24 protein-coding genes are annotated in these 25,751 nt (G+C 48.0%); 15 read left to right on the forward strand and 9 right to left on the reverse strand.

What is annotated here, in order from left to right:
- Nucleotides 1-8: 8 nt before the first annotated feature.
- Nucleotides 9-2,066, reverse strand: a complete 2,058-nt coding sequence (locus tag BP71_RS24390) for a BatA domain-containing protein (RefSeq protein WP_496384114.1) — start codon at nt 2,064-2,066, stop codon at nt 9-11.
- A gap of 237 nt (nt 2,067-2,303) precedes the next feature.
- Between BP71_RS24390 and BP71_RS24395 the strand changes: the two genes are divergently transcribed.
- Nucleotides 2,304-2,855, forward strand: coding sequence for a YcxB family protein (locus BP71_RS24395; RefSeq protein ID WP_496384116.1), 552 nt, complete (start codon nt 2,304-2,306; stop codon nt 2,853-2,855).
- 139 nt (nt 2,856-2,994) lie between these two features.
- On the opposite strand, the gene BP71_RS24400 is transcribed toward BP71_RS24395, so the two are convergent.
- Together BP71_RS24400 and BP71_RS24405 are read right to left on the reverse strand one after the other, a co-directional pair.
- Nucleotides 2,995-3,615 (reverse strand): DUF1684 domain-containing protein, encoded by a 621-nt coding sequence (locus tag BP71_RS24400; protein ID WP_496384118.1) that lies wholly within the window; start codon nt 3,613-3,615, stop codon nt 2,995-2,997.
- Between the two features lie 83 nt (nt 3,616-3,698).
- Nucleotides 3,699-4,244, reverse strand: a complete 546-nt coding sequence (locus BP71_RS24405; RefSeq protein ID WP_496384120.1) for a hypothetical protein — start codon at nt 4,242-4,244, stop codon at nt 3,699-3,701.
- 272 nt (nt 4,245-4,516) lie between these two features.
- Here BP71_RS24405 and BP71_RS24410 point away from each other — a divergent pair, with 272 nt between their 5' ends.
- Entirely contained in the window at nt 4,517-4,936 is a 420-nt protein-coding gene (locus BP71_RS24410; RefSeq protein ID WP_496384122.1) for an OsmC family protein, read from the forward strand.
- 43 nt (nt 4,937-4,979) lie between these two features.
- Here BP71_RS24410 and hemW read toward each other — a convergent pair whose 3' ends face one another.
- Together hemW and BP71_RS24420 are read right to left on the reverse strand one after the other, a co-directional pair.
- Nucleotides 4,980-6,104, reverse strand: a complete 1,125-nt coding sequence (hemW, locus tag BP71_RS24415) for a radical SAM family heme chaperone HemW (protein ID WP_496384278.1) — start codon at nt 6,102-6,104, stop codon at nt 4,980-4,982.
- Nucleotides 6,104-8,176, reverse strand: coding sequence for a TonB-dependent receptor (locus tag BP71_RS24420; protein WP_496384124.1), 2,073 nt, complete (start codon nt 8,174-8,176; stop codon nt 6,104-6,106). Before BP71_RS24420 ends, hemW begins: the two co-directional genes overlap by 1 nt.
- A gap of 231 nt (nt 8,177-8,407) precedes the next feature.
- On the opposite strand from BP71_RS24420, the gene BP71_RS24425 reads away from it, so the two are divergent.
- Nucleotides 8,408-8,866: a hypothetical protein gene (locus BP71_RS24425; protein ID WP_496384126.1), complete on the forward strand. Its 459-nt coding sequence runs from the start codon at nt 8,408-8,410 to the stop codon at nt 8,864-8,866.
- Between the two features lie 56 nt (nt 8,867-8,922).
- Here the strand turns inward: BP71_RS24425 and ctlX are convergent, their stop codons facing one another.
- Both ctlX and BP71_RS24435 read right to left on the reverse strand, forming a co-directional pair.
- Nucleotides 8,923-9,879: a citrulline utilization hydrolase CtlX gene (gene ctlX, locus BP71_RS24430; RefSeq protein ID WP_496384279.1), complete on the reverse strand. Its 957-nt coding sequence runs from the start codon at nt 9,877-9,879 to the stop codon at nt 8,923-8,925.
- A gap of 93 nt (nt 9,880-9,972) precedes the next feature.
- Nucleotides 9,973-11,427 (reverse strand): arginine deiminase family protein, encoded by a 1,455-nt coding sequence (locus tag BP71_RS24435; protein ID WP_496384128.1) that lies wholly within the window; start codon nt 11,425-11,427, stop codon nt 9,973-9,975.
- A 259-nt stretch (nt 11,428-11,686) separates the two neighbouring features.
- Between BP71_RS24435 and sufC the strand changes: the two genes are divergently transcribed.
- From sufC to BP71_RS24475, 8 genes are all read left to right on the forward strand, one after another.
- A complete protein-coding gene (gene sufC, locus BP71_RS24440) occupies nt 11,687-12,445 on the forward strand; it encodes a Fe-S cluster assembly ATPase SufC (protein WP_496384130.1) in 759 nt (252 codons plus the stop codon).
- Between the two features lie 59 nt (nt 12,446-12,504).
- A complete protein-coding gene (gene sufD / locus BP71_RS24445; RefSeq protein WP_496384132.1) occupies nt 12,505-13,824 on the forward strand; it encodes a Fe-S cluster assembly protein SufD in 1,320 nt (439 codons plus the stop codon).
- Between the two features lie 93 nt (nt 13,825-13,917).
- The gene (locus BP71_RS24450) at nt 13,918-15,144 is read left to right on the forward strand and encodes a SufS family cysteine desulfurase (protein WP_496384134.1); all 1,227 of its coding nucleotides are present in this window, start codon (nt 13,918-13,920) and stop codon (nt 15,142-15,144) included.
- Between the two features lie 45 nt (nt 15,145-15,189).
- Nucleotides 15,190-15,570: a DUF5618 family protein gene (locus BP71_RS24455; RefSeq protein ID WP_496384136.1), complete on the forward strand. Its 381-nt coding sequence runs from the start codon at nt 15,190-15,192 to the stop codon at nt 15,568-15,570.
- A gap of 14 nt (nt 15,571-15,584) precedes the next feature.
- On the forward strand, nt 15,585-16,013 hold the full coding sequence (locus BP71_RS24460; RefSeq protein WP_496384138.1) for a SufE family protein: 429 nt from the start codon (nt 15,585-15,587) through the stop codon (nt 16,011-16,013).
- 18 nt (nt 16,014-16,031) lie between these two features.
- Nucleotides 16,032-16,343 carry an SUF system Fe-S cluster assembly protein gene (locus BP71_RS24465; protein ID WP_496384140.1) on the forward strand — a complete coding sequence of 104 codons (312 nt, stop codon included), beginning with the start codon at nt 16,032-16,034 and terminating at the stop codon, nt 16,341-16,343.
- An 86-nt stretch (nt 16,344-16,429) separates the two neighbouring features.
- Complete coding sequence (locus BP71_RS24470) at nt 16,430-16,858, forward strand: BrxA/BrxB family bacilliredoxin (protein WP_496384142.1); 429 nt, start codon at nt 16,430-16,432, stop codon at nt 16,856-16,858.
- Between the two features lie 78 nt (nt 16,859-16,936).
- Entirely contained in the window at nt 16,937-18,046 is a 1,110-nt protein-coding gene (locus tag BP71_RS24475; protein WP_496384144.1) for a vWA domain-containing protein, read from the forward strand.
- A gap of 139 nt (nt 18,047-18,185) precedes the next feature.
- On the opposite strand, the gene BP71_RS24480 is transcribed toward BP71_RS24475, so the two are convergent.
- Nucleotides 18,186-20,663 (reverse strand): PIG-L family deacetylase, encoded by a 2,478-nt coding sequence (locus BP71_RS24480; RefSeq protein ID WP_496384146.1) that lies wholly within the window; start codon nt 20,661-20,663, stop codon nt 18,186-18,188.
- A 29-nt stretch (nt 20,664-20,692) separates the two neighbouring features.
- On the reverse strand, nt 20,693-21,286 hold the full coding sequence (locus BP71_RS24485; protein ID WP_496384148.1) for a 4'-phosphopantetheinyl transferase family protein: 594 nt from the start codon (nt 21,284-21,286) through the stop codon (nt 20,693-20,695).
- 92 nt (nt 21,287-21,378) lie between these two features.
- Here BP71_RS24485 and BP71_RS24490 point away from each other — a divergent pair, with 92 nt between their 5' ends.
- From BP71_RS24490 to BP71_RS24505, 4 genes are read left to right on the forward strand one after another with little or no spacing between them, the layout of a single operon-like run.
- Nucleotides 21,379-23,082, forward strand: coding sequence for a C45 family autoproteolytic acyltransferase/hydrolase (locus BP71_RS24490; protein ID WP_496384150.1), 1,704 nt, complete (start codon nt 21,379-21,381; stop codon nt 23,080-23,082).
- Nucleotides 23,083-23,106: 24 nt separating this feature from the next.
- Nucleotides 23,107-24,357 (forward strand): flexirubin biosynthesis putative acyl-CoA ligase FlxY, encoded by a 1,251-nt coding sequence (flxY, locus tag BP71_RS24495; protein WP_496384152.1) that lies wholly within the window; start codon nt 23,107-23,109, stop codon nt 24,355-24,357.
- A 33-nt stretch (nt 24,358-24,390) separates the two neighbouring features.
- The gene (locus BP71_RS24500) at nt 24,391-25,005 is read left to right on the forward strand and encodes a hypothetical protein (RefSeq protein WP_496384154.1); all 615 of its coding nucleotides are present in this window, start codon (nt 24,391-24,393) and stop codon (nt 25,003-25,005) included.
- Nucleotides 25,006-25,030: 25 nt separating this feature from the next.
- Nucleotides 25,031-25,672 (forward strand): hypothetical protein, encoded by a 642-nt coding sequence (locus BP71_RS24505; RefSeq protein WP_496384156.1) that lies wholly within the window; start codon nt 25,031-25,033, stop codon nt 25,670-25,672.
- Nucleotides 25,673-25,751: the final 79 nt, after the last annotated feature.

Here is a 25,751-nt window from a genome sequence, read left to right on the forward strand (position 1 = left end):
TCCGGTCGCTACCTTACAAACCTGATCAGGGCAATTTCCGCGAGCAGGAAAAACAGCGCTGCAAACAGGAAATACCGCCACAGATGGGTACCCATGTTTTGTTGTTGAAATGCTGTGGAGAATGAGTCGTCGTCAATCTTATCAAAAACCTGCACGTTTTTCCGGCCCGAAAATGCGGCCCGTAGTTCAGCGGGGGAGTAGTACTGCAATTTGGATTCTGCGTTGCTGTGGTTGAGCGCTATGATCTGCTCCGTCTTGTTATCGCGAACGAGCTCGAAATATCCTGCTACCAGTCCTTCCCCAAGCTGATCGCCTTCGGGGATTTCGAGCAGGAGCTGATTGCCGGTAATCCGCTGCACAGGGATGATCTCGGTGTTGTTTTTTCGGAGTTTATATACAGAATTAGGCTTTGTATCTGCAATATGCAGGTTGATGGGACTCTCGTCGAACGTATAAGAGGTCCTTTGCTGCCGCACGCTTGAAGCGGCGATCTTGTACATCACCGGGACAAAAATAGCATGTTGGGCAATGTTCCCGAATTCCTGGTTAAGCGGAGCGGCAAAGAGATAGACCTTGCCGAGGCCGGCCGTTAGTTGATTCAGGTAGACCTGTCCGCTGCGAAGGGTCAGCAATGACTGCCCGGCGTTAGCCCAATTCCATACCGGGTTTGCCGACGGGAGATTCAGATTCATCTCTTCCCGGACCGACTCTTCAAAAACGTCACTGAAAAACGGATTGTTACGATCCGGTACAGCCAGGGGAAGCGGTGAGGAGGCACTTTTTCCAACATTCAATCCACTGATGCCGAAAGGCCCCAGAAAACGGCCATAGCTATCACCGGCAGGCGACGGAGGAGGCAGCAGGGCCAGGCTTCCGCCGGCGCGTACGAAGTCCTGCAGATCCTGGGGCAATGTACCGGAGAGCGCATTAACCCCTTCCAGGAGAACCAGATCCGAATCTTTGATCAGACCCGGATCGACATTCTGCGCACTGTAACTCTGAAGCGTGAAGAGGCTGTCGTTGGCATACACATTTTCAATGTAGTTTCCCTCCGATTTCTGACCGTATATATGAAGCACCCGGATCAGCGGTGAAGCATTTAGCACAAAATAGTAGTTGTTGTCGAATGTGACCGGAAAATCGTCGAATGTGATCTGCCCTTTCTTGTAACCTTTGCCTTTCAGATTGAAATTGAATTTTGCGGTGGCGCTGCCATTGGACGGTACATTGACCGACGCTGTGGAGGCTTGAGTGCCATCCAGGCTAAGTTTAAGTACGACATTTCGGGCTTCCTGGTTTCCTGAATTGCTCACTTTCACAAACAGGATGTTGTTCTGCAGTTCGCGGATGAATGGAGTGTTGAGCCATGCCGAATCTACAAAGACATTCTTTTCAGCTGCGGCCTGGACGGGCACCAGGAAAATTTGATTGGTAGTATCCGTCTGGAGTGCCGATAGGTTGCCGGAGGTACTTTTCTGGAAATCCGAGAACCAGAAAAGCTGATTTTTACCTGCATGGGAATGTCTGGCTATCAGATTTTCCTGGCGCTTGTAAACCTGTTCCAGCGTACGGGTCGTATTCGAGAGATTGATCGTGGTAAGCCGGTCGCGTAGCTTCTCAGCAGGATAAAGGCCCTGTTCCTGAGCCGAGAAGTCATTGGTGACAAGTTGTAATGATGCTGCATTTTTGAACAAGCCCAGCAAATCGCTCAGCCGTCCGGTCGCAATGTCGAGATAACGCTTATTGTTCAACTCGCTTTCCATGCTGAGCGAATTGTCGAGATAAATGCTGGTAATCCCTTTCCGATCCACAGCGAGCTGGTTTTTGGCTGGAATGAAGGGTTGGGCAAATGCCAATGCAAGACAAATGATCGCCAGGATACGTGCCGCCATAACGAGCCAGTGCTTGATCTGGCGCACCGACCGTGTTTGCGTTTCGACCGCTTTCAGGAAAGCTACATTGGTGAAGTAGATCTTCTTTGTCCGCCTGAAATTGAAAATGTGGACGGCAATGGGTACGGAGATAGCCAGCAAACCCCACAGGAAAGACGGAAAAAGGAAACTCATGTAGCTCAGATATTATCGTGTTGCAGTGATCGCCATCGAATATGGCCGTAAAATGCCATTTTTCAAATGTTCAACGCAGTTAGTAAAGACAAATTACACCAAATTCTCACAACTGCTTTTTATTTCCGGCGCTTTCTCATATCTCGGATGCTTTTTTCTAACTTTGCACTTCATTTCGTAAGGCGTTCGCATAAACAGGCGCCACAGGAAGAAAAGATTGTTAATTTAAATTGAGTTATGGCCAAAGTTTCGGTAAACAAACACCAGCCCGTCTATCAAATGCCTACGAACCCGGCCGCGGTTCGTACTAAAAAGTACGCTTTACCTACCCAAAAATACATTGCGCTGGCCATGCGTTATTTTCTGAAAACGCAGCTTAAATGGGGGCTTATCCCACTGGCCATTATTCTGATCAACGCGATCATAAACCTCACCGGCGTTTATCCGAACCTTTGGATTTACATTACCGTCTTTGTCGGGGCTATCCTGTATGTGCTTTTCTGGCTGATTCAGTTCACAGGGATTACACAGCTCGCGCAATACAAGCCGATGTTTGAGAAATTTTCATACGAGATCGACAACCGTCAGATTCTGATGAAGCTCAACCAGAAGGAAGGTAGCGTCATGAAATGGGAACAGATCATCGGAGGGTATAAGGACAAGGATGCGTATGTGCTTGTGATCTCAAAAGGACAGTTCTTGTATCTGCCGTTCAATATTTTTACCTCTGAACACGATATCAAGGTTTTTGAGCGGATTTTGAAGCAAAAGGAAATTATCAAGGGGTAGTTCTTCCCTGATGAGTCATAGCCTGGTTTTCTCGAAAGCCAGGCTTTTTTATTTGGGTGCGGTCAGGATTTTGAGATAAATAATCACGCTTCCCTATATTCAGAAGAAGAATAGGGAAAAAGGGACAGGCTTGCACTGATCATTTCAGCCGAGCCTGTTCGTGGTGTTTTGCAAAATTCTTTTCGCCGGCATTGACGGGAATTGCCAAATGATTGTTAATCGGGGGAATGGGGCAGTTATAGCCCGTGCTGTACGCACAATAGGGGTTATATGCCTTATTGAAGTCGAGTACGACGGTATTGTCCTTCAGATCGGTCGTTTTCAGATCGAGGTAGCGCCCGCCACCGTAGGTTTCGGTACCGCTGGTTTTGTCCTTGAATGGAATGAACAGGTAATCTTTGTATTTGGCCAATGTCTGCAGGCTCAGATTGCGGTAGACGGTGAGCGTTTGCCGCCTTCCGCGAACTTTGAACTTCAAAACTCCGTATTTGACATAGGTCTTATTGATCCCGCTGTATGTGGGCATTTCAAACGATTTGCTCTTGCTCTTCTCAAACCTGGCCTCCACCCGGAACGTCGAGTCCGGCGCGTAGAACTGTAAATACGGGAGATCGGCTTCTTTCAACGGGGAGTTATCGGAATGCAGAAATTCCTCCGTATATTTTTTCCGATACTGATTGGTTTCTTCTGTAAAGGTTTGTGCTTGTATTGCAGACGCCGCGGTCAAAACGATAAACAGTGTGCTCAGGACAATTTTCATAGACTGAAAAAAAGAAATCCGGTAATTTTTACCGGATTTTATAAAAAAAAATTGAGAAAGCCAATTATCCGCAATTTTCAATTTTACTGCAACGAAACTTTGCGGACTTTGGAGTCGTCGATATTCAGCGCTTTTGCGACTGCATTGTAGTCATTGTAATCCAACGCCCCGCTGGTACGGGCTGCGAAATCAGCAGGAATCACGATGACACGAAAAACCTGATTTTGGGTCCAGTCGCTGGCCAGGGTATTCAGGTTGACGGTGCCGTCCAGAAAGATCGAAAAGTCGTTCTTGGTTCTATCGAAATTGTAAGTCAGGATCCCATTCTCCAGGAATGCGGTTTGAGGCAACAGACGATAAGCTTTCAGAGTCTGACCACCCGAGTCGACATCGTTCCAGTGGATATAAACCAGTACCGCATCGGATTCCAGCACGGTCAGTTTGGCGGCGGCAAAAGAGAGGCTCACCTGAAATTCGTTGGCTGTGGTGAAATCGGCATCCACGAGGTCGAAAGTAGTGCCGGTCACATCGATGGCGCCTCCTTCCGGTCCGGGGTCACCTTTCGGTCCCTCGCAACTTTGGAACAATGTGACCAGTATCAGTAGCAGGGGCAAGAGTTTTTTGTTCATGACTTGAGAGAAATTAAATTGGGAATTGGATTAAAAATATGTTTTTAGATTGTGATGCAATTATAAAGTTTAAATCCGGATCGGGCATTAACTTCTGTTAACTAAAAAACGCCGCTCCCGGCCGCGTAAGTAACCATACACTGGAACTGAGACCGGTAACACATTATTGTATTTTTTAATCATATAATCGCTTGCGTAGATATCGCATCCATGCTACTTTTCCCAAAAACAACGATTTTTACGAATCAACCAAACTTTAAAAGGAAACAACGATGATTAACCGTAAAGCAACAGCCATTTGGAAAGGTACCGGCAAAGAAGGTACAGGTACGATCAGTACACAGAGCACTGTTCTGGAAAATACCCAGTATTCTTTTAACACGCGTTTCGCGGATGGCAAAGGCACCAACCCCGAAGAATTGGTCGCTGCTGCACACGCCGGTTGTTTTGCTATGAAATTGAGCTTTGAGCTTAATGCAGCCGGTTTTACCGCTGACGAACTGAATGCAACTGCCACCGTCACACTCGATCCGGCTAAAGGTCAGGTTACCAAAAGCGCGATCGATCTGAAAGCACAGGTGCCAGGGATCAGCGCGGAACAGTTCGCCCAGGTTGCGGATAAGGCTAAGAAAGAATGCCCTATTTCGCAGCTGCTCAATGCGGAGATTACATTGAACGCGGAGTTGTTATAGTGAGAATATCCGGTTCGTTGCCATGGGGCGGCGAACCGGATATTTAATCAATAAATAGGTCGCTTGCGATCCGGTCAGCGAACAATTTACCGGCCTCGGTAAGCATCAATACCCCTGACTCCTCCCTGACCCAGCCTTTCCGGGTCATTGCCTCCAGTTCCCGGTTTTCGTGCGCCTTGAATGCGCCTCCGGACAACTTTTTGAGTTTTTCCAGTTCAACCCCCCATTTGGTGCGAAGCCCGGTCAGCAGGTACTCATTGGTTTGATCCGCCGGAGAGAGGATTTCCACGGTGGCAGGTATGACCATGCGACCGATTTCAGCGAGGTATTTGGCGTTATTGGAAATGTTGTATTCGCGACTGACGCCATTATAGGAATGAGCGCTGGGGCCTACGCCCAGGTAAGGGTGTTGCTGCCAGTAGGAGGTGTTATGCCGGCTGTACCGGCTATTCCTTGCGAAATTAGAGATCTCATATTGCTCGTATCCGTGCCCGGCGAGAGATTTTACCAGTATTTCAAACTGCTGGGCGGCAAATTCTTCATCGATCGGCTTGATTTTCTTTTTCTTCAACCAGCTTCCGAATGCGGTCTGCGGCTCGATCGTAAGGCAATAGGCCGAAATGTGAGGCACATCAAGCCGGAAAGTTTTTTCAAGATCCTGCTGCAGAATGCTATGATCCTCTGCCGGGATGGCGTAGATAAGGTCGACTGAAATGTTGTCGATGCCGCTGTCCTGGGCTAGTCCTACACATTTTTCTGCTTCCGTGGCCGTGTGAATGCGGTTCATCAAACGCAAATGGGGCTCGTGGAAGGACTGGATCCCGATGCTAAGCCGGTTGATGCCCTCTGTGGAGAACCTTTTCAGACGTTCGGGGCTGAGGTCGTCAGGATTTGCTTCCAGCGTCACTTCGGCATCCGGGGTAACATGGAAATGCTTATGGACTGTATTGAGTAGCAAATCGAGCTCCGCTTCGTCGAGCATCGAAGGCGTGCCTCCGCCGAAATAGATGGTTTCCATGTCCGCTTCCGGCAGATAGGATTTCCTCAAGGTGATTTCCCGCGCAATCGCCTCTACGATAGCGCGTTTATTGGTTGTATTGGTACTGAAATGGAAATCACAGTAATGGCAAGCCTGCCTGCAAAAGGGGATATGGATATACAAATGCATTATTTCGAATTTTTCTGCCACTCCCAACCGATTTTCAAACCGGCCCAGAGGTTGTTTTTCGGGGCACCGTTGTAATAACGGTTTCCGAAGGCATTGAGGTCATAGCCGAGGCTGTAAATGCCTGCGTTGACTTTTTCGGCCGAGGCAGACAACTCACTGTAAAGGTGGTGTCCCCAGCTTTTTTTCCAGCTTATGCGGGCTGTCCATTGGTTGTAAGCCGTGTTTTTCACAGTGTTGGCGTCATTCAGGTAGAATGCGTCGCCGTGTTGGTAGGTTACAAATGCTGAAACGCCATATTTGAGCAAAATGTCCAGACCCGTGGTCTGCGAGAAACGCGGTATGCCCGGAATGAGCTTGCCACTCAAGTCCACATCTGCCTGTTGAAATTCCTCGTAGGTGTATTTGGTGTAAGTTCCGGCATTCCATAGTTTGAGCATTGCCGGTAATTGCGGGTTCGAAAGAATGTCCCAGGCGATGGTCCATTCCAAGCCGTTCTGCCTGGTTTTTCCTGCATTGATGAAGTACTCGGCGCCGGCCTCATTCACTCTTCTGACGATGGCATTGCGCAGGCCGAAATGATACACGCTGATTTCCCCCGAAATGACTTTTCCGGCTTTCCGTATCCCGATCTCTGTATTGTTTCCTTTTTCTGCTTCCAGGTCCTTCCGGAATCCGCCAGCCGATGGGCGTACTTCTTGCAAGGTTGGAGGAGAGAAGCCACCGCTGTAAGACGCGGTAACCGACCAGTTTCTGGCGATGACTTTGTTTGCTGCAAATCTGGGAATAAATATGCCATCGAATGTTTTCTGATCCTCATTGAAAGGCAATGGGAAGTAACGCTCGTACTTATATTTGGAAGTGTTGTAACTCAAACCGGCACTCAGTGTCAGATCGCTGAGTACGATAGCTTCCAGTTGGCTGAATACCGAAAGATTCGTAGTCCGGATGTCTTCCACAGTTTGCTGTTTGTCCGCTACGCCACCTTTGTTGTCGTAATTTCTTTGCGCGGATTTTCCATACTGCCATTCGAAACCGCTGGTCCAGTTACTTTTTATGTTACCCCATTCTGATTTGTTCTGCCAAATGTTCCGACCGCCGATTCCGTTTTCATCGCGTTTCTCGAAGTTGGAAATAAATGGATTGGCGAAATCAGTGTAGGTCAGATACAGTGCAGTGGATTGTGTCCATGAGTCGGATAATGTCAGCACATAGTTACCGCCCAGCATAGCCAGTCTTGTATAAATGGCTGCCTTTTGCGTCTGACTGCCTGGTACGGTGGGTGTCGATTGCCGGGCGAGTTTGGGGTTGGTCTGATACTGCGCCAGGTTAATGCCTCCCGGAGTCTGGTAGTACAGGTCGGAATACATGCCTAAAAGCGATAAGGAGCCTTTTTCGCCGATCCTGGACGTGGAGGTAATGCGTATCGCGTCGCGGACCATGTTACTGTGGGCGCGGTAGCCATCCTGTTCGCTATGACCGTATTGAATGGAAATGTCACCAATCTGTAATGTCGAGTTCCGGCTTTGGAATCCGTATTTGCCAAAACTTACGCTTTGCTCGACCCGGTTTTGAAATTCATTTTCGGGACGGCTTTGCATTAGTACGACGCCGCCTGTGCCTGCTCCGTAAATGCTGCTGCCGGGTCCCTTAATGATCTCCATGCTCTGGATGGCGCCAAAGTCCACCGAGTTGAGCGGAGTGTTGCCGCTAGCGTCTGTGAACGGGATGCCGTTCCAGTAGAATTTGACATTGCGAACGCCGAACGGTGAGCGGATCAGGCTTCCCCGCACCGAGAAGCGGTAGCTGCCTGGGGAGCGCTCTTCCATCCGTACGCCGGGGATGGTGTTGACTGCATTGGCCCAGGTGTAGTTGGAAAAGCGGTTTAATGAACGCGGGCTAAGCATGCCTACCGTCGCAGTCGTGGTAAGCGGGTTCTTGGCGGATTCGAACGCATGCACGGTGATTTCCCGTAGTTCCCGGGCTTGCAATGTATCGCTTTGGGCACGGACATGTCCGGAATCGGTAAAAATCACGAAGGCAGATAGTAATCCGGGAATAGAGAATTTGAGCATAAGAGTTTAGGGAATATCAATAAAATGCAAATCTGCTTATAAATGCCAACAGTTTCAAGCGGGAGTCTACCCGGTTAACCTGCCAATGTGATGCGAAGTTCAACGTATGTAATGCGCGTGAGAAGAATTTTCTACATAAACAGTGCCATGAGGCTGGGGAATGTCTGGTAAGGTTTTTGCTTGCCAAGCATTCATTATCTGTATTTAAAGCAAACTTAATACCTCGAAAACATGAAAAAGATCACCGTATTTGTTGCCTCCATGATGCTGGTCGGCACATTCTCGCTCACAAGCTGCTCTGATAAAACCAAAGACTCGGCTCAGGAAACCGTAGAAGAGGCTAAAAACGATATGGAGGAGAATGTGGCGGATGCCAAGGCGGATATCAAAGAAGCAGGGGCAGATTTTGAAGCTAAGGTGAAGGAGGATAAGGATGAGCTAAAAAGGGACATCGACGACGCGATCGGGAAGATCGATCGGAAAATAGAAGAAGCGGATGCTAAAATGGACAAGGCCGCTGATAAGGAAAAGGCTAAATGGAAAGTCCGCAAGGAAGAATTGAACAGAGAGAAAGAGGATCTGCAGGCGTCCTGGAAAAAGGCTCAGAACGAAACTGCCGATAAATGGGACGAGTTCAAAGCCAGCACCAAGGAAAAAGTTGCCAAAGTGAAGGCTGATTTGAAAGACTAATAATTTAATGAGGGTTATGGAATAGTAAAAAATGCTCCGGGGTTACGGAGCATTTTTTATTTGACAGGTAAATGAATTTCGGTCATCATACACCGTGCTGATCCGCCACCATTCCCTTCAATCACCGCGAGATCGGTGTGAAGCAAGCGGGCATAGTCGCTGAGAATATGTTTTTGCTTGGCTGTCAGTGAATCGTAAGCTTGGGTGGACATGACCAGGAATTTATCTGACTTGGTATTCCGCACCATCAGCATGTTGCCCGCAAAATGCCGCACTTGTTGCAGCGAGATCTCGACGATATACTTGTTGGTTTCCTCCAAAACAGACCTGACCATCAGCCTTTCGTCGGGATCTTTGATCGCTTCCAGGCAGACGACTGCAAAAATGTCACCGATGCACATCAGTACATTCGTGTGGTAAATGGGCTTGTCGTGCTCGTCGGATGCCGAAAACGCGATGATCTCATATCCAAGCGCATTCGCGAATGCGTGAAGCACATCAATATCCGTACGTGGGGACAGGCATGCATATGCGATTTTATAGCGCCGGTCGAAAACCATACTCCCGGTCCCTTCCAGAAATTTCCCCTGTTCTTCGAAATGTGTGAGGTCAATGATTTCTTCGACTTTAAAATCTGCGGCGAGCGTATCAATGATATCCTGCCTGCGTTCCAGTCGCCGGTTTTGGGCCATCATAGGGTAAAGCACTACCTTTCCGCTTTGATGGAATGACACCCAGTTGTTGGAAAAAACGGCATCCGGCCGGTCCTCATCATCGTTATCATCGAAAATATGCAGTTCCAGTCCGGCTTTTTCCAGTTGGTCGATCATCAGATTGAATTCTTCCCGTGCCTGCTGTTGAGCGGTATCTCTCGTTTGCTGTGCAAAGGACTCCTGCTGAAACTCGTTGCTTCCGGCAGTTTCTTCGTTGAAACCAAACCGCACCGGCCTGATCATCATGATCCGGCATGTCGACTGAGGCTGAATTTGGGCGGATGAAGTGATGACGCGCATAGGAGTAGATGATAAAGTGGCTGAACCGGGAAGGCGAGAACGTTTCTTCACAAGTCCTGGTAAATTTACAACTCAGACAGCTCGATTACAAGATCAAATTTCGCGGAGCAGTGGCATGCTCATGCAATGCGAGCCGCCGCGGGCACGGGAAAGCTCGGCGGAAGGCAATGTAATGAATGTATCGGCAAGACTATCGGGGAAGAGCTCGCCGGCTTCGAATTTTTCAAGCAGCCTTTTTGCACTGATCACGCGGAACCCTTCTTTTTTAAATGCTTCGAGCGTTTTATCATTCCGGTCGTAACCGATCACGACGCCGTCGCGCAAAGCAAGCAGGTTGCATGAGTCCGTCCATTGCTCCCGCTCACCGAAAGGGAATTCGTTTCCCCCGGAGTAAATAAAGCGAACCGGTTCGGTCGCGTGAAGGTCTTCAACACTGATTTCAGTCAAAAGGTCTTCCAGGTTTTCTATCTCCTTCGGATGCTGCTCATTACCTTTTGTGAACTGCAATATCCTGAACTCCCTGTTGGCATCCACCGGAGCGAGAAAATGCAGCACATCTTTTTTTCGGGCCTCATCGCCCAGGCGGGCGAGTGATCCGAGCAGTACCCAGACATTTGTTTTTACCTGAGTGAAGATCGTATCGATATGCATGTAGTCCCTTTTTTTAGGGATTTTGATAATCGTAATCTTTTCAACTACATTTTTTTCAAACAATATTTTCATCACTTGCTGGGCTGCATAAATCGATGTCCGTTCACTGCAGCCGATCAGGAGGTGATGCTTTGCCACCATCATGACATCGCCGCCTTCCAGCGTACAGCGATGGTAATCGCTTGCCTTTTCATCATCGGGGAGCAGAAAATGGCGCTCATTTTCAGGTATTTCGATCAGGTTTCCGCGAATGTGGGCGAACATGGGGTGATGGAAGAATACAAACTGAGCCAGAATAGACTCGCGTGTCCGGGCGGTTTTGGCCGGCTTATTGAGCAGAATGTGGTCGTTGATCACAATGCCGATATCCCGCGTAAAGATCAGGTTGGGAAGCGGCGCAAAGAGCATTCTTTTATCCGAACATGATCCTGAAATAAAAATCCGTGCCAGTTCGTGGGCGTCGTAATTGTTGAGCTCTTCCTGGATGTGGTAGGAGCACCTTTCGATACCGCAGATAGCCGCAGTAAGCCTAATTCTTATGTTGGCATCTTCCAGGATTTCCCCCAGCAGACGTTGAATGTCGACGACATAGTCTGAGGCAAAGTAATTTTCTGTTCCTGGAATAAAAAACGAGCGGGTCTCATCCGCACTGATTTTAGCCAATTTTCCTTTGATTTTTACGGGGTCCAAAAAAAAGAGCAGGAGTTTTACATAATAATCATACTCTTTTCTCCGCATGGTGTCGAGGTGTACGATGTCTTCGAAAAGCCAGTCCTGTGCCTTGCTCGGTACGACCTTTCCCAGGCCGCGATCCGGGCTATGGATCAAAAGGCGCCTCAGGGTGGCGGTTTCGGAGGAAACGTTTATAGAGAGGCCGGGAGCGGTGTCAGTGGTCATAAATGAAGTGTTTGGAACGCATGGGGCACAAAGTAAATGTTTCTTCGGTAATTAAAAACGGGCCGTTCTTCAACTCATTTATTCTGTGAGGGTTTAATAGACAAATATCTGTCGCGAGGGAACAACGCGGCCGTCAAAAAGGTTGTACAAAAAGAGTGGCCCGTATTTTAAGACATTGACGCTCATTTTCATTTACGCTGAAAGCGTGTTACTTTTGCGGGAAATTACCACGAACTATCTTTTAAGTATAAATCTAGTTATGCTCTCTATTAATGACTTGCGTGCCTCCATTGAAGGTAAGGAAATATTGAAAGGCATCAATCTGGAAGTCAAGCCGGGTGAAGTGCATGCGATTATGGGACCGAATGGTTCCGGTAAAAGCACTTTGGCCTCTGTGCTTGCTGGAAGGGAAGAGTATGAGGTAACCGGTGGCAGTGTAGTATTTGACGGAAAGGATATTCTTGAAATGGCGCCTGAGGAAAGAGCGGCAGAAGGGATCTTCCTGGCATTCCAATACCCCGTGGAAATCCCCGGTGTTACTACCATTAACTTTCTGAAGACGGCGGTAAACGAAATCCGTAAATATAAAGGCGAAAACCCACTGGATGCCGCGCAATTCCTGAAAATGGTGCGCGAGAAGGCTAAGCTGGTCAGTATGAACGACTCGCTGCTGAAACGTGCATTGAACGAAGGGTTCTCCGGCGGTGAGAAAAAACGGAATGAGATTTTCCAGATGGCAGTGCTCGAGCCCAAGCTGGCTATCCTAGACGAAACGGACTCAGGGTTAGATATCGATGCATTGCGTATCGTTGCCGAAGGCGTTAACTCGCTGCGTTCTCCTGAGCGTTCAACGATCGTGGTGACGCACTATCAGCGCTTGCTGGATTATATCGTGCCGGATTATGTACACGTGTTGTATAAAGGCCGTATTGTGAAGTCGGGACCGAAAGAACTGGCTTTGGAACTGGAAGAAAAAGGTTACGACTGGATTAAAGCGGAAGTTGAAGCGGTTGGTTAAGCAAAGAGACATTGTCGCATTTAAATCTTGACCCAACCAAGCACCATACCAAATTATCGATGAGTACCGAGACAATAGATTTAAAAACCAGGCTGATCACGGATTTCCATGCCCGTGAAGCTGTCATGAATGGTGAAGCATCTTCTGAATTTCACCAGAAAAAGCGTGCAGGCCTGGCCCGTTTTGAAAAATTGGGCTTCCCGACGATCAAAAACGAGGAATGGAAATATAGCAACGTAAAGGACCTGATCAGCGTTTCTTACGATTTTAATGCAGAAAGCTCCATTGGCCTTGCTGAACTGGAAGACCTGAAAGTGCCCCGTCAGGAAGCCAATATCCTGTATTTTGTCAATGGGCGTTACAATGAGAGCCTTTCGACCATCATTTCCCCCGTTGAGCAGATCACGATCAGTTCACTGGCCCAAGCTTACAAAAAGGATGCTGCCCTGGTAGCTTCTCATTTCAATGAGCTTACCAAAGATGCCGAGGATGCGTTTACGGCATTGAACACTGCATTCGCACAGGATGGTGTCTTTATTCATATTCCGGATAACCAGTCGGTCGAGCACCCTATTATTCTCCGTTTCGTGAGCGATGCGCGCGAGCAGCATGTAGGTAGCCAGCCGCGCAATATCATCTCAGTTGGAAAGAATTCCCATGTGAAGCTCGCCGAAGCATTCAGGACGCTGGGCGAACAACGGTCGTTCACCAACACTGTGACGGAAATACGGGTAGGGGAAGAAGCCAATGTGCAATATTATAAAGTCCAGAATGAAAGCGAGAATGCCTACCATGTGGGTACTACCCAGGTGCGTATGCTAGACCGCTCGCATTTCTACGCTGGTACTGTGACGTTGAATGGCAAATTCACGCGCAACAACTTGAATATCGTCCTGGACGGTGAGCATTGCGATGCACATATGTACGGTTTGTACTTCCCGGATGGTTCCCAGCACGTCGACAATCACACGGTTGCTGACCACCAGAAACCCAATTCGGAAAGCAATGAGTTGTATAAAGGTATTTTGAGGGATAAGTCGAAAGGTGTTTTCAATGGGAAGATATTTGTTCGTCCGGATGCGCAGAAGACCAATGCATTCCAATCCTGTAAGAATATCGTATTATCGCCCGATGCGACGATGAATACCAAGCCGCAGCTGGAGATTTTTGCTGACGACGTGAAATGCTCGCATGGAACTACCACCGGGCAGATCGACGAGGAGGCATTGTTTTACATGCGGTCCCGCGGTATTTCCCGGCCGGAGGCGATGTCGTTGCTGATGTTTGCATTCTGTGCGGATGTCGTTTCTCAGATCAAGATCGACTCGATCCGTGAGTATCTGGAAAATGTGATTATCCAGAAGCTGGCTTCGAAATAGCTTTTAACGGATTTAGATATCCGAATTAATACATTTCCTGGTACCCAACCGCCATTTTTGGGGTTGGGTATTTTTCTTAAATGACGAACTACAATGAGCCACAATCTCAATATTGCATCGATCCGAAACGACTTTCCAATTCTGAATGAAGTCGTTAATGGCAAACAACTCGTCTATTTCGATAATGCGGCAACAACCCAGAAGCCGCGACTGGTACTGGACGCACTGGCGGGTTACTATGAGCATTATAATGCCAATATCCACCGCGGTATCCATCATCTGGCTGAGAAAGCTACTTCTGCATTCGAGCAGTCGAGGAAGCGTTTACAGGCATTTTTGAATGCGGAACATTCGGAAGAAATCATTTTTACCTACGGAACAACCGACGGTATCAACCTGGTAGCGTCTTCCTACGGCCGCAAGTTTCTCAAAGAGGGCGATGAAGTGATCATTTCGACGATGGAGCACCATTCGAACATCGTACCCTGGCAAATGCTTTGCGAAGAGAAAGGCTGCATTCTCAAAGTGATCCCGATTAACGATGCGGGCGAACTGTTGATGGATGAATATGAGAAGCTGCTCACAGAAAAGACCAAATTTGTGTCCGTCGTGCATGTTTCCAATGCATTGGGTACCATTAACCCGATCAAGGAAATCATTCAAAAAGCCCACGCAGTAGGTGCAAAAGTCCTGATCGATGGCGCACAGGCCAGTTCTCACATTGAAATTGACGTGCAAGACCTGGATTGCGATTTCTATTCGCTTTCCCTGCACAAAATATACGGCCCAACGGGAATGGGAATCCTTTACGGCAAACGCGATTTGCTGAATGCCATGCCTCCCTACCGTGGCGGCGGTGAAATGATCAAGGAAGTTACATTTGCCAAAACGACTTATAACGAACTTCCTTACAAATTTGAAGCTGGTACGCCCAATATCGCCGATGTGGTAGCTGCCAAATTCGCGTTGGACTATGTAGATGCTTTGGGTAAACCAAACATTGCTGCTTACGAGAACGAACTGCTTGCATATGCCACCGAGGCTGTGAAGGAGATCGAAGGGTTGAGGATTATCGGTCAGGCAAAAGAGAAAGTAAGCGTGCTATCTTTCGTTATCGACGGCATTCACCACCAGGATATCGGCGTATTGCTCGATCAGCAGGGCATTGCGGTCCGCACGGGCCACCACTGCACGCAGCCTTTGATGAACCGCTTCAATATTACCGGAACCTCGCGTGCGTCATTTGCTGTTTACAACACAATCGAGGAGATCGACAAGCTCGTTCAGGGCCTGCATAAGGTGAAGCGGATGTTGGGATAATTTTTTAAATTACTGCATTGTTTTACTTTAAACTATGTACACATTATGAAAGACAATTTGCAGGAAGCCAGAAGGTATCTTAACAATGCCAGGGAAATCCTTAAAGACAAAGCGTTAAAAGAGGGAAAGTTTTATAAGGACAAAAAATATGTAAAACTGGCCGGGCATTCGGCCTATTGCGGCGTACTGATCGCATTAGATGAATTACTTGGTAATAAAGGGAGGGGGAGGAAGAGCATTGAATGGTATAAAGCGGAATTAGGGAAAGTAGATAGAAAGGCCCTGACTTCATTAAATGCAGCTTACGAGACATTGCATTTGGCGATGAGTTATGACGGCAATAGTCTTGCCGACATTTCAAAGGCGGGAATTGAACTGGCAGATTCACTGATCAACTGGGTCGAGACACGCAAAGCGACAGCATAAAATCGAATTTTACAATGACGATAAACGAAACACAGGACGAACTAATTTCGGATTTTGAATTGTTTGATGACTGGGAGAGCAAGTACGAGTTCATTATCGACCTCGGCAAGCAGTTCCCGCCGTTAGAAGAACAATACAAAACCGAGGAAAATATTATCAAAGGGTGCCAGTCGCGGGTGTGGCTGAATGCGTACATGGACGGCGATATTTTGAAATTCGAGGCGGATAGCGACGCGATTATCGTGCGTGGGCTGGTGAGTATGCTGGTGAAGGTGCTTTCGGGGCATACGCCCGAGGAAATTGCGAAAGCTGACGTATATTTCATGGAAAGAGTCGGTTTACATCAGCATTTGGCACAAACCCGGTCGAACGGACTGGCGGCGATGCTGAAACAAATGAAAGCATACGGCTTTGCTTTCCAGGCCAAATCAGTGAATGCATAACAATTAACAAGACTTGCGATGTCAGAGTCAGAATTGAAAGAAGAAGTGATCAGGGCCATCAAGACGGTTTACGACCCGGAAATACCGGTTGACGTTTACGAACTCGGATTGATTTACGATTTGAAAGTCTTTCCGGTCAATAACGTATTTGTGTCGATGACGCTGACCTCGCCTTCATGCCCCTCCGCAGGAACGCTGCCCGGCGAGGTGGAGCAGAAAATCAGGGAAGTGGAAGGTGTGAACGACGTGAGCGTGGAGTTGACCTTCGATCCGCCCTATACCACAGAAATGATGTCCGAGGAGGCCAAACTGGAACTTGGGTTTATGTAGAACTTCGGCTTTCGGCCGTCGGCTCTTCAATATTTCGAACGCCGAAGTACAAAAATAGTAACAACAACTTTTAAACATTACAATATATGTATCCACCACAATTAGTGGCTCCCATGAAGGCCGAATTGGTTAACGTCGGTTTTCAGGATCTGACAACTGCTGACGAAGTCGATAACTTCATGAAAAATACCAAAGGAACGGCTTTGGTTGTGATCAATTCGGTATGTGGCTGTGCGGCTGGTGCTGCACGTCCGGGCGTGAGAGCGGCGCTGGCAAGCAGCGATGTGAAACCGGATCACCTGGCAACTGTTTTTGCAGGAGCTGACCTTGAAGCAACCGCTAAAATGCGCGAGTACACATTGCCATACCCTCCATCTTCGCCGGCCGTAGCGCTGTTCAAAGACGGGGAGCTGATCCATTTTGTTGAGCGTCACCACATCGAAGGCCGCTCGGCACAGATGATTGCTGAACATTTGAAAATGGCTTTCGAAGAATTCTGCGCAGAAGAGGCATAATTCGAAACTTATTTAATGACTTGACGGCTACTTTCGATTGCATTTGAAAGTAGCCGTCTGTTTTCTATACCTGCCGACATGAGAGGACATCGTTTCACCCAATACATTCCGCCAGAACAAGGGCCGAACAGTAAATTTGACCAGCTTTTTGATATTTTTCAACAGCTACTGCTGATGACATCCGGTGATGTCAGCGAGGCAATGTCATGGCTGAGCCAGCTCGACCGACAATATAACCTGACGAATGACTCCTACGGTATCGGCGATTTTTTCGAAGATCTGAAAAAGAAGGGATACATTACCGAGGAAAAGCAGGATGGGGAAGGAGGTTTCATCATGACACCGAAAGCGGAGAAAAGCATTCGCAAGAGCGCATTGGATGAGATTTTCGGAAAGTTGAAACGCTCCAAAACCGGGGGTAACCATCATACGCCTCACATGGGTGCAGGGGATGAGCTTACCAGTGATATCCGGGATTTCCAGTTTGGCGACACACTGGATCAGATCTCGATGACGGAGTCGATCAAGAATGCGCAGGTCAACCACGGCATTGGTGATTTCATGCTGATGGAAAACGACCTGGAAGTGGTGGAGCGGGAGCAAAAAACGACCACTGCGACAGTCGTCATGATAGATATCAGTCACTCAATGATCCTTTACGGCGAGGATCGCATCACACCGGCCAAGAAAGTCGCGCTTGCTTTGGCGGAGCTAATCCGGACGAAATATCCCAAAGACTCTTTGGATATCATTGTCTTTGGCAACGACGCATGGCAAATTCAGCTGAAAGATCTGCCGTATCTGGAAGTAGGACCTTATCATACCAATACTGTGGCCGGTTTGGAACTGGCGATGGATATCCTTCGCCGGAAAAAGACCCGCAACAAGCAGATCTTTATGATCACCGATGGCAAGCCGACTTGCCTTAAGGAAGGCATCCGCTATTACAAAAATAGCTTCGGCCTCGACAGAAAGATCATTAATAAAACACTGACACTTGCCGCGCAATGCCGCCGGCTGGATATTCCGGTGACGACCTTTATGATCGCTACCGATCCCTACCTCAAACAGTTTGTACAGAACTTCACCCAGGTCAACAACGGTCGCGCCTATTACAGCAATTTGCAAGGGCTGGGCGGCTTTGTACTGGAAGATTTTCAACGCAATAGAAGAAAGAACGTCAAGTAAGCCTTGGTCGTCGCGTTGAAATAGTCAGGTGTAGTAATGTGTTGTCAGAAATAGTCAGGTGTTGTTAGATATAGCCCTATCTCTGACTACACCTGACTATTTCTGACAACACCTGACAATCACCTTCTTCAATACTGAATTACTTTTTTCCTACCGAAATCATATTCGCGAACAGGCGATATGCACCCGTTACACCGGCAGGGAGTTCCCGGAAAAATGACAAACCTGTGTAAATATAGTGGCCCTTTCCATATTGGGCGTACAATGTGCTGCCTTCTTTGGCACTTTCGTCCTTATCATTGGCCGAGAAGAGCGCCTGATAGTTTTTCTTATCCCAGTCCTGCGCAAAATACAGGCCGCGTTCCTGGATCCAGCCATCGAAATCCTTCGGTGTGATTTTATTGGGGTAGTTCAAAACAGAATTTTCTGGCTGCAAAAAATGCATTTCCGCATCTTCTTCAGTAACCCTTTCGCGACCCAGCTCGATATTGAACGGGCCGATCTGCTTCACTTTTTGCCCGCCGGGTATCGTGTATTGAACAACCATCGTGCCACCGTTTTTGACATAATCCATCAGTTTTGCCTGATAATTGTTCAGGTATGCTTCCGTGTTGTACGCGCGTACGCCCACGACGATCGCATCATAGCCGTTCAGGTCTTTTGCCAGACCAGCTTCATTCAACATCGTCACCTGACAGTCCATTTGTCTTAAAGCCGTGGGCACGTCGTCGCCTGCTCCGGCGATGTAGCCGATATTTTTGGCTGTGATTTTTACATCAACCTTGGCCAATTTTGCCTCCGATGCCGGAAACATCGTTTGGCTGGGAATGTGCTGATAGGAAATTGTTTTGACCGACTGGTCATAGTTTTTTCCATCTACTGTCGCTACCGCCTTGACGACAGCCTCCTGGTTTCCGGAAGGAGGGGTAATGATGAACGAGAAATATTGCTGCTGGTATTTGTTGGCTAAATTGAATTCTGCCGATTCAGGAATCGCTTTCCAGCCTGCCGGAATTTGCGGTTTGAGGGTACCTTTTACATTGGCCCGCTGCGCCTCTACCACAATGCTGACTGTCTTGGCCTCCATGGATGGAAAGATGAAAACCGGTTCGGTGATCGTCGTGGTGACCAGAGGACGGATTTCAAATGGCCTGTAAATCTCTCCTTCCGCCGGGTCAACGGATTTGTAGACCCACGGCCTTTCAAAAACAAATTCCTGTCCGCCGATTTCAAATTTATAGGTAGTCTTGGTTTCGGGACGGTTTTCAGGATAGCCGATATCCTGTTGATTGTCGATTTGGAAAATGCCTCTTTCAATTGGTTTTTCAAGCCAATAGGGTTGGCTAGTTTTCAATGAAACAGGCAGCAGTGCTTTTTTAGGGAATGCATTTAGTTCATTTGCATCAAGCGGCAGGTTGAGTAAGCTATCGGTCGATTTTCCTGTCCAGCGAAGCGATACGAGCTTTACGGGGTATGCGGTCCGTTTGACAACCGAGATATTAATTCGTGTTTCTTCCCCTGCGACACCCGAAAAATCATTCGGATTGGTCTCAAACCAAAGGCCCGCGCATTGCTGGATCAGTTCCTTTACTTCTTCCTTTTTGGTTTTGATGTAAATATTGGCTGAATCCAGCTTGTTAAGTTCTGCATTGATTTTCAGAAGTTCCGGAATAGATGCTGAAGGCGTGTTTACCGAATAATTTTTAATGGCCGCCAAGATCAGCGCCTGTACTCTTTCGCCGCCTTTCACACGCTTCCAGCTGATGTCAATACCATCAAAAAGGTTCTTTTCGGCAGGTATCCCCTCTTTGTGCAGGAAATAATCGATCCTGGCTCCGCGTTGCGGAGCGCTTCCAAAACCCTGGCTACGATGCTGGCTGCGGCTTAATGCAGCGATTTCGGTGTAGGATTTTCCCAGTACCGGGTTGTATCCGCCAATTTCGATGGAGATGAACGGATTTTTTTCTTCACTGGGCGCTTTGTTGGTAAATCCGGGCGTGAATGTATTCCAAACCAAACGTTTAGGCTGCCATGTCCTGACAAATCTGAGCTGGTCGGGGTAGGCTTTCGGATCTGCTGCCAGGCTGAAACCCTGCTCGGCCAGGTAGGCAGAAGTTTGGTGATGACCGTGACCTGCACGCGGGTCGGGTGGGAAGCGTGTAATAATCACATCGGGTTGAAACTTCCGGATCATCCATACGACATCTCCAAGCACCTTATCACGGTCCCAGAAATTCAGGGTCTCGTCGCGCGTCTTGGAAAAACCGAAATCATAGGCGCGGGAGAAAAACTGCTGTGCGCCATCGATTCGCCTCGCCGCGAGCAACTCCTGAGTCCTGATCACGCCGATATTATAGCCCTGTTCAGAGCCGATCAGATTTTGCCCGCCGTCGCCGCGTGTCAGCGACAGATAACCTGTCCTGACCAACTGATCTTTGGATAAGTAGGAGAGCATCAATGTGTTTTCGTCATCGGGATGCGCTGCAATGTAGAGCACGGAACCCAATACATTCAGTTTTTTGATGTTCTGAAAAATTTCGCCGGAGGATAGAGCGGGCGTCTGGGCAGAGAGCCTGGCAGCAAGGATCACCAGGATGAGCGTAAAGAAACGGTGCATAACGGGTTAAGGTAGTTGAACAGGGTAGGTTAAATGGTCCAGGTCAGTACATAGTCCTCAAATGAATCAAATCGGACCAGCACGGTTTCCCGGGTATTGGCTTTTTGCAGGTTAACTTCAAAAAGACCATTTTGGTTGCTTGAAAATGGATTTATCGTAATATGTTTTTTTAAATCGACAGCCGCATCGCCGGCATATTTGAACACAGCTTCCTTGCCCGACCATATAAGATGCATTTCCAGATTGTTCTCCGGATCCACCCACTGCTGTTCTTCCTCATTCAGGAAATAGAAAGAGCCCTTTGAAATGGAAGGCTTCATTTGTTGAATGTCGACCCCCACGGGCGCGCGTTCGTTGAGGTATACACATACATACGCGCCCGAATGCGAGATCGATAGCTCCGTGTCACTACCTGTCAGGTGTGGTTTGCGTTCTGAATCATGGCCGATCAGAAAGTTTTGTCCGAGCATTTCTTTCAGCAAGACTCTGCAGGCCAGCCATTCCTGTTTTCGTGTATCCTTGCCGATCGTTTCCAGCGTTTGTTGTTCGGAAGATGGTAATTCCAGTATTTGACGCAGTTCCTGCCACGATTCGGTCATACGCCAGATTCCCAGTTTTGACACGGGTGAAACGGTTTTTATGGAAACGATACCCATTTATTGCTAATTTTGAAATCTGATCTGTCGCATTTCAACGCGCCCGTCTGCTGATTTTTATGTGGCCCAAAAACAAAGTACTGCGTTCTGCGCTCAAAGCATTCTCCATTTTTCTGCTGGTCATCGGAATACTCTTCGGGCTATTCCTGTGGCGAATCAGAGTCCCGGCTCCAAAACTTGAAAGTACAAAAACTGTTGAAAGTTACAAGCGTGTCAGGGTAGGAGAGAACTACTACCGTATCGGGAACAACTGGCTCCGCAAGAATAAGCACGGGATCTGGGAAATGTATCTCGAAGGGGCGCCGTACGAGCGTGGCCTTATTTACGGGATTCTTGCCAAGGAACTGATGGAAAAGCAGGAAGTGCATTTCGTGGGGCGGATCAGGGAAATGATACCCAGCGCCGCTTTTCTGCAAGTACTCAAAGGTTTTGTCGGCTGGTTCAACAGGGATATCTATAAATATATTCCTGAGGAAAACCAGCAGGAGATCTACGGTGTTGCGCAGTCATTTTCCGATCAGTTCAACTACATCGGACCGAAATATTACCGTATTCTGAATTACCACGCCGCGCACGACATTGGTCACGCATTGACGGACCTGAACATGGTCGGCTGCACTTCTTTCGCCGTCAACCACGCCCTTACCAAAGATTCCACATTGCTCATTGCCCGGAATTTCGATTTCTATATGGGCGATGCGTTTGCGGAGGACAAGCTGATCGTTTTCATGAATCCCGACAAAGGCTACAAATTTGCTTCCTACGCATGGGCGGGACTTACCGGGGTTGTCTCCGGCATTAATGAAAAGGGTATTGCAGTTACTTTAAATGCTTCTAAATCAGATATTCCATTCGCTGCGAAAGAACCTATCTCGATTTTAGCCAGGGAAATCCTGCAATATGCCGCTACCATCGGGGAAGCGCGGGAAATCGCTTCCAAAAGCGAAACGTTCGTCTCAGAATCGCTCCTGATCGGCTCGGCGGCGGATGACAAGGCGGTGATCATCGAGAAATCGCCTCAGAAAATGGATGTGTACGATTCCGGGAAGGACTTTCTGGTTTGTGCCAACCATTATCAAAGCAATGCATTTGCGAAGGATTCAGTCAATATCAACAACATCAAAGACACAGATTCCAAATCTCGTTTCGACCGCATGAGGCAGCTGATGGAACGTTCGTATCCGATGGATGTTGGGCAGGCTGCCAAAATTCTGCGCGATCAGAAGGGCATCGACGACAAATTCATTGGTTATGGTAATTCCAAGCTGCTCAACCAGCTTATTGCGCATCACGGAATTGTGTTTAAACCTGCCAAAAAGGAGTTTTGGATATCAGCTCCGCCTTATCAGTTGGGGGAGTTTGTTGGTTATGAGTTGAATAGCGTTTTTGCGAAACACGGGCAATTTGTGTCCTTCGATTCGCTGGAAATCGACCGTGACCCGTTCCTGGAATCGGCGGATTATAAAAAGTTTGAGGCATTTAAATCAGTGAGGCAGAAAATCACTAAATATGTGATGCTGGACGCGCCGCTTTCGCTCACGCCGCAGGATGAGAAGGTATTTGTCGCCAATAATGCACAGAGTTACCTTCCGTATTTCTTCCTGGGGGAGTATCATCAGAAGAAGGAAGATTTTGATAAAGCAATCAGCTATTATGAGCAGGCGTTGAAGCGTGAAGTTTCTTCATTGAATGAGAGGAAAGCGATAAGCAAAAAAATAGCTGAGTGCAGAGGGAAGAAGTTAATCAACATTGACGACAACTAGCTTTTCCATAAACCTTTGATTGCCATGAGTCCTGAAACACAGCAGCCCGCGTTGCAGCAGCTTTTGTTGCACGTTTCCAACTATTCCGCCTACTATAAGCGCATTTTCCGCGAGCAGAATATCAATCTGGATTCGATCAGATCATTGGCCGATCTGTCGCAGTTGCCGTTTACCACCAAGGACGATCTGGCACAATACAACGACGATTTCCTTTGCGTGCCCAAAAGCCGCATTACCGATTTTGTGACCACCTCAGGCACGCTCAGCGATCCGGTGGCGTTCTACCTTACCGACTTGGACGTTGAAAGGTTGGCGACCAATGAATCCGAATCGTTTCGTTGCGCGGGCGGCTCGGAAAACGATATTTACCAGCTGATGACCACGATCGATCGCCGTTTTATGGCCGGACTGGCCTATTGGATGGGCGCACGCAAAATGGGCGCGGGGATGATCCGCGTGGGCCCGGGGGCACCATTCCTGCAATGGGAGTCGATTCAGCGGTTTTCGCCGACAGTCATAATCGCTATTCCCTCGTTTATTCCACGGCTGATCGACTATGCAATTGCGAACGATATTGATTTCCGGTCGTCGAGCATTCAGTCCGTTATTTGTATCGGAGAACCGATCCGTAATCCGGATTTTTCGCTCAATGAGCTCGGTAAACGCATTACTTCTCAATGGGATGTGAAGCTGTACTCTACCTACGCTTCCACCGAAATGGGCGCTGCGTTTACGGAATGCGGTGAGGGAAAAGGCGGCCACCTGAACCCGGACCTGCTTATTCTGGAAGTGGTAGACGAGGACGGTAATGCGGTTCCGGACGGAGAAATGGGGGAAGTGGTAGTCACGACGCTGGGCGTTGAGGGAATGCCTTTATTGCGCTACAAGACCGGAGATCTTTGTCACGTGTACCATCAGCCCTGTGCATGTGGGCGGACCAGCCCGCGCCTGGGACCTGTCGTTGGCCGCAAGCAGCAGATGATCAAGTTCAAGGGAACGACTATCTTCCCGCCGGCGCTTTTTGATGTGCTCGATGCAGTTAAGGAAATCGAATTGTACCAGGTTGTCGTATCAAAAAACGAGTTTGGCAATGACGAGATCACCATCGTGCTGCCGATGCAGTTGCAGACCACCGTATTCAAGGATATGATGCATTCGTTGTTCAAATCCAGGCTTCGCGTATCTCCGGCATTGACTTTCGTAACCGCTGAAGAACTAACTTTCCGGATCTACAAACAGGAGAAACGCAAACCTGAAAAATTGATATATATTTGACCCCTCTATTACCATAAAAATAAAACTACTATCATGAAAAAGTTCATTTACGCATCTGTAATGGCCATTACGTTCCTGGCCGCGGACACAGCAGTCGCGCAACGTATCGACCTTAGATCAGGCGATGTAGCCGTACTTTCAGGACAGAAAACCGTGAACGTTGAGTACGATTATTCCGGCTTCGGAGTTGGAAAGTTCGCCACCGAGCAGGAATATATCGATAAGAAAACTGCTGAGTACAATTCCAAAGAGGCGGGCAAAGGCGATACCTGGGCCAAAACATGGGTTGCGGATCGTAAAAACCGTTATGAGCCCAAGTTCGAAGAGCTGTTTAACAAAGGAATGGAAGAAAAAGGGCTGACTGCCGTTCAGTCACGTCCCGATGCACAATACACGCTGATTGTCCGTACGAAGTTCGTGGAACCGGGCTTCAACGTAGGGGTGATGCGCAAAAATGCATACGTGGACTATGAGATCGATCTGGTCGAGTCTGCAAACAAATCGAAGAAAGTTGCTGAAATTGGGATGAGAAACGTACCGGGCGGTCAGTTTGGTGGTTTCGACTTCGATACGGGCGTCCGCATTGCGGAATCCTATGCCAAGGCAGGTAAATCGCTGGCAGCGTTCCTGGATAAGAAACTAAAATAACCAACGTTCCTAAATACTCCGTGTTATGAAAAAGTTACTACTGATTGCGTTTGTTTTGTTTAATGCCGCTTCTGCTACCGTTGCTACGGCAGACAACACGATGGCTGATCTTTTCTCAGGAAAAAGCAAGCTGGTTTTTCTCGGACTTGATTTTACGCAAGCCAAATACATTGGTAAAATAGGTTTTACCGACCCTATGGCGATCCAGAACCAGCATATCGTAAGCTGGAATAATCTGATCGAGCTCGAACCAAAGAAATTTTCGCTTCAAAAAGCTTTCGCCCTGAAAGACGATCAATATAAATCGAAGGTGGAGGACATGGTGAAGCACAACAAATCAGTGAATGTGGAAAAAAATATCACGGATGACGAGTCGGCCCTCACGGAAGATCAGGTTAAAAAAGCGGTGGCAAAGTATTCATTGAGCGAAAAAGATGGCATTGGCCTTGTGTACGTGGTCGAAAGCCTGAACAAGACCTCCGAGAAGCTCATCGTCTGGGTGACGTTTATCGATCTGGCCACCAAAAAGGTTCTGCATACCGAAAAAGTGGAGGGCAAGGCAGGTGGCTTCGGTTTCCGTAACTATTGGGCCGGAGGCGTGTACAAGATCAACCAGGAGATTGACAAAAGCCTCTTTAAAAAGTGGAGCAAATCATTCAAGGCTTAAAAAGTAAATAGAATTGTTTATTTTTAAAGCTCAGATTCGTTACCGATACCATATCATTCTTTTGTAAGCTGTGATCTGT

This window comes from Dyadobacter ginsengisoli DSM 21015 (assembly GCF_059568735.1).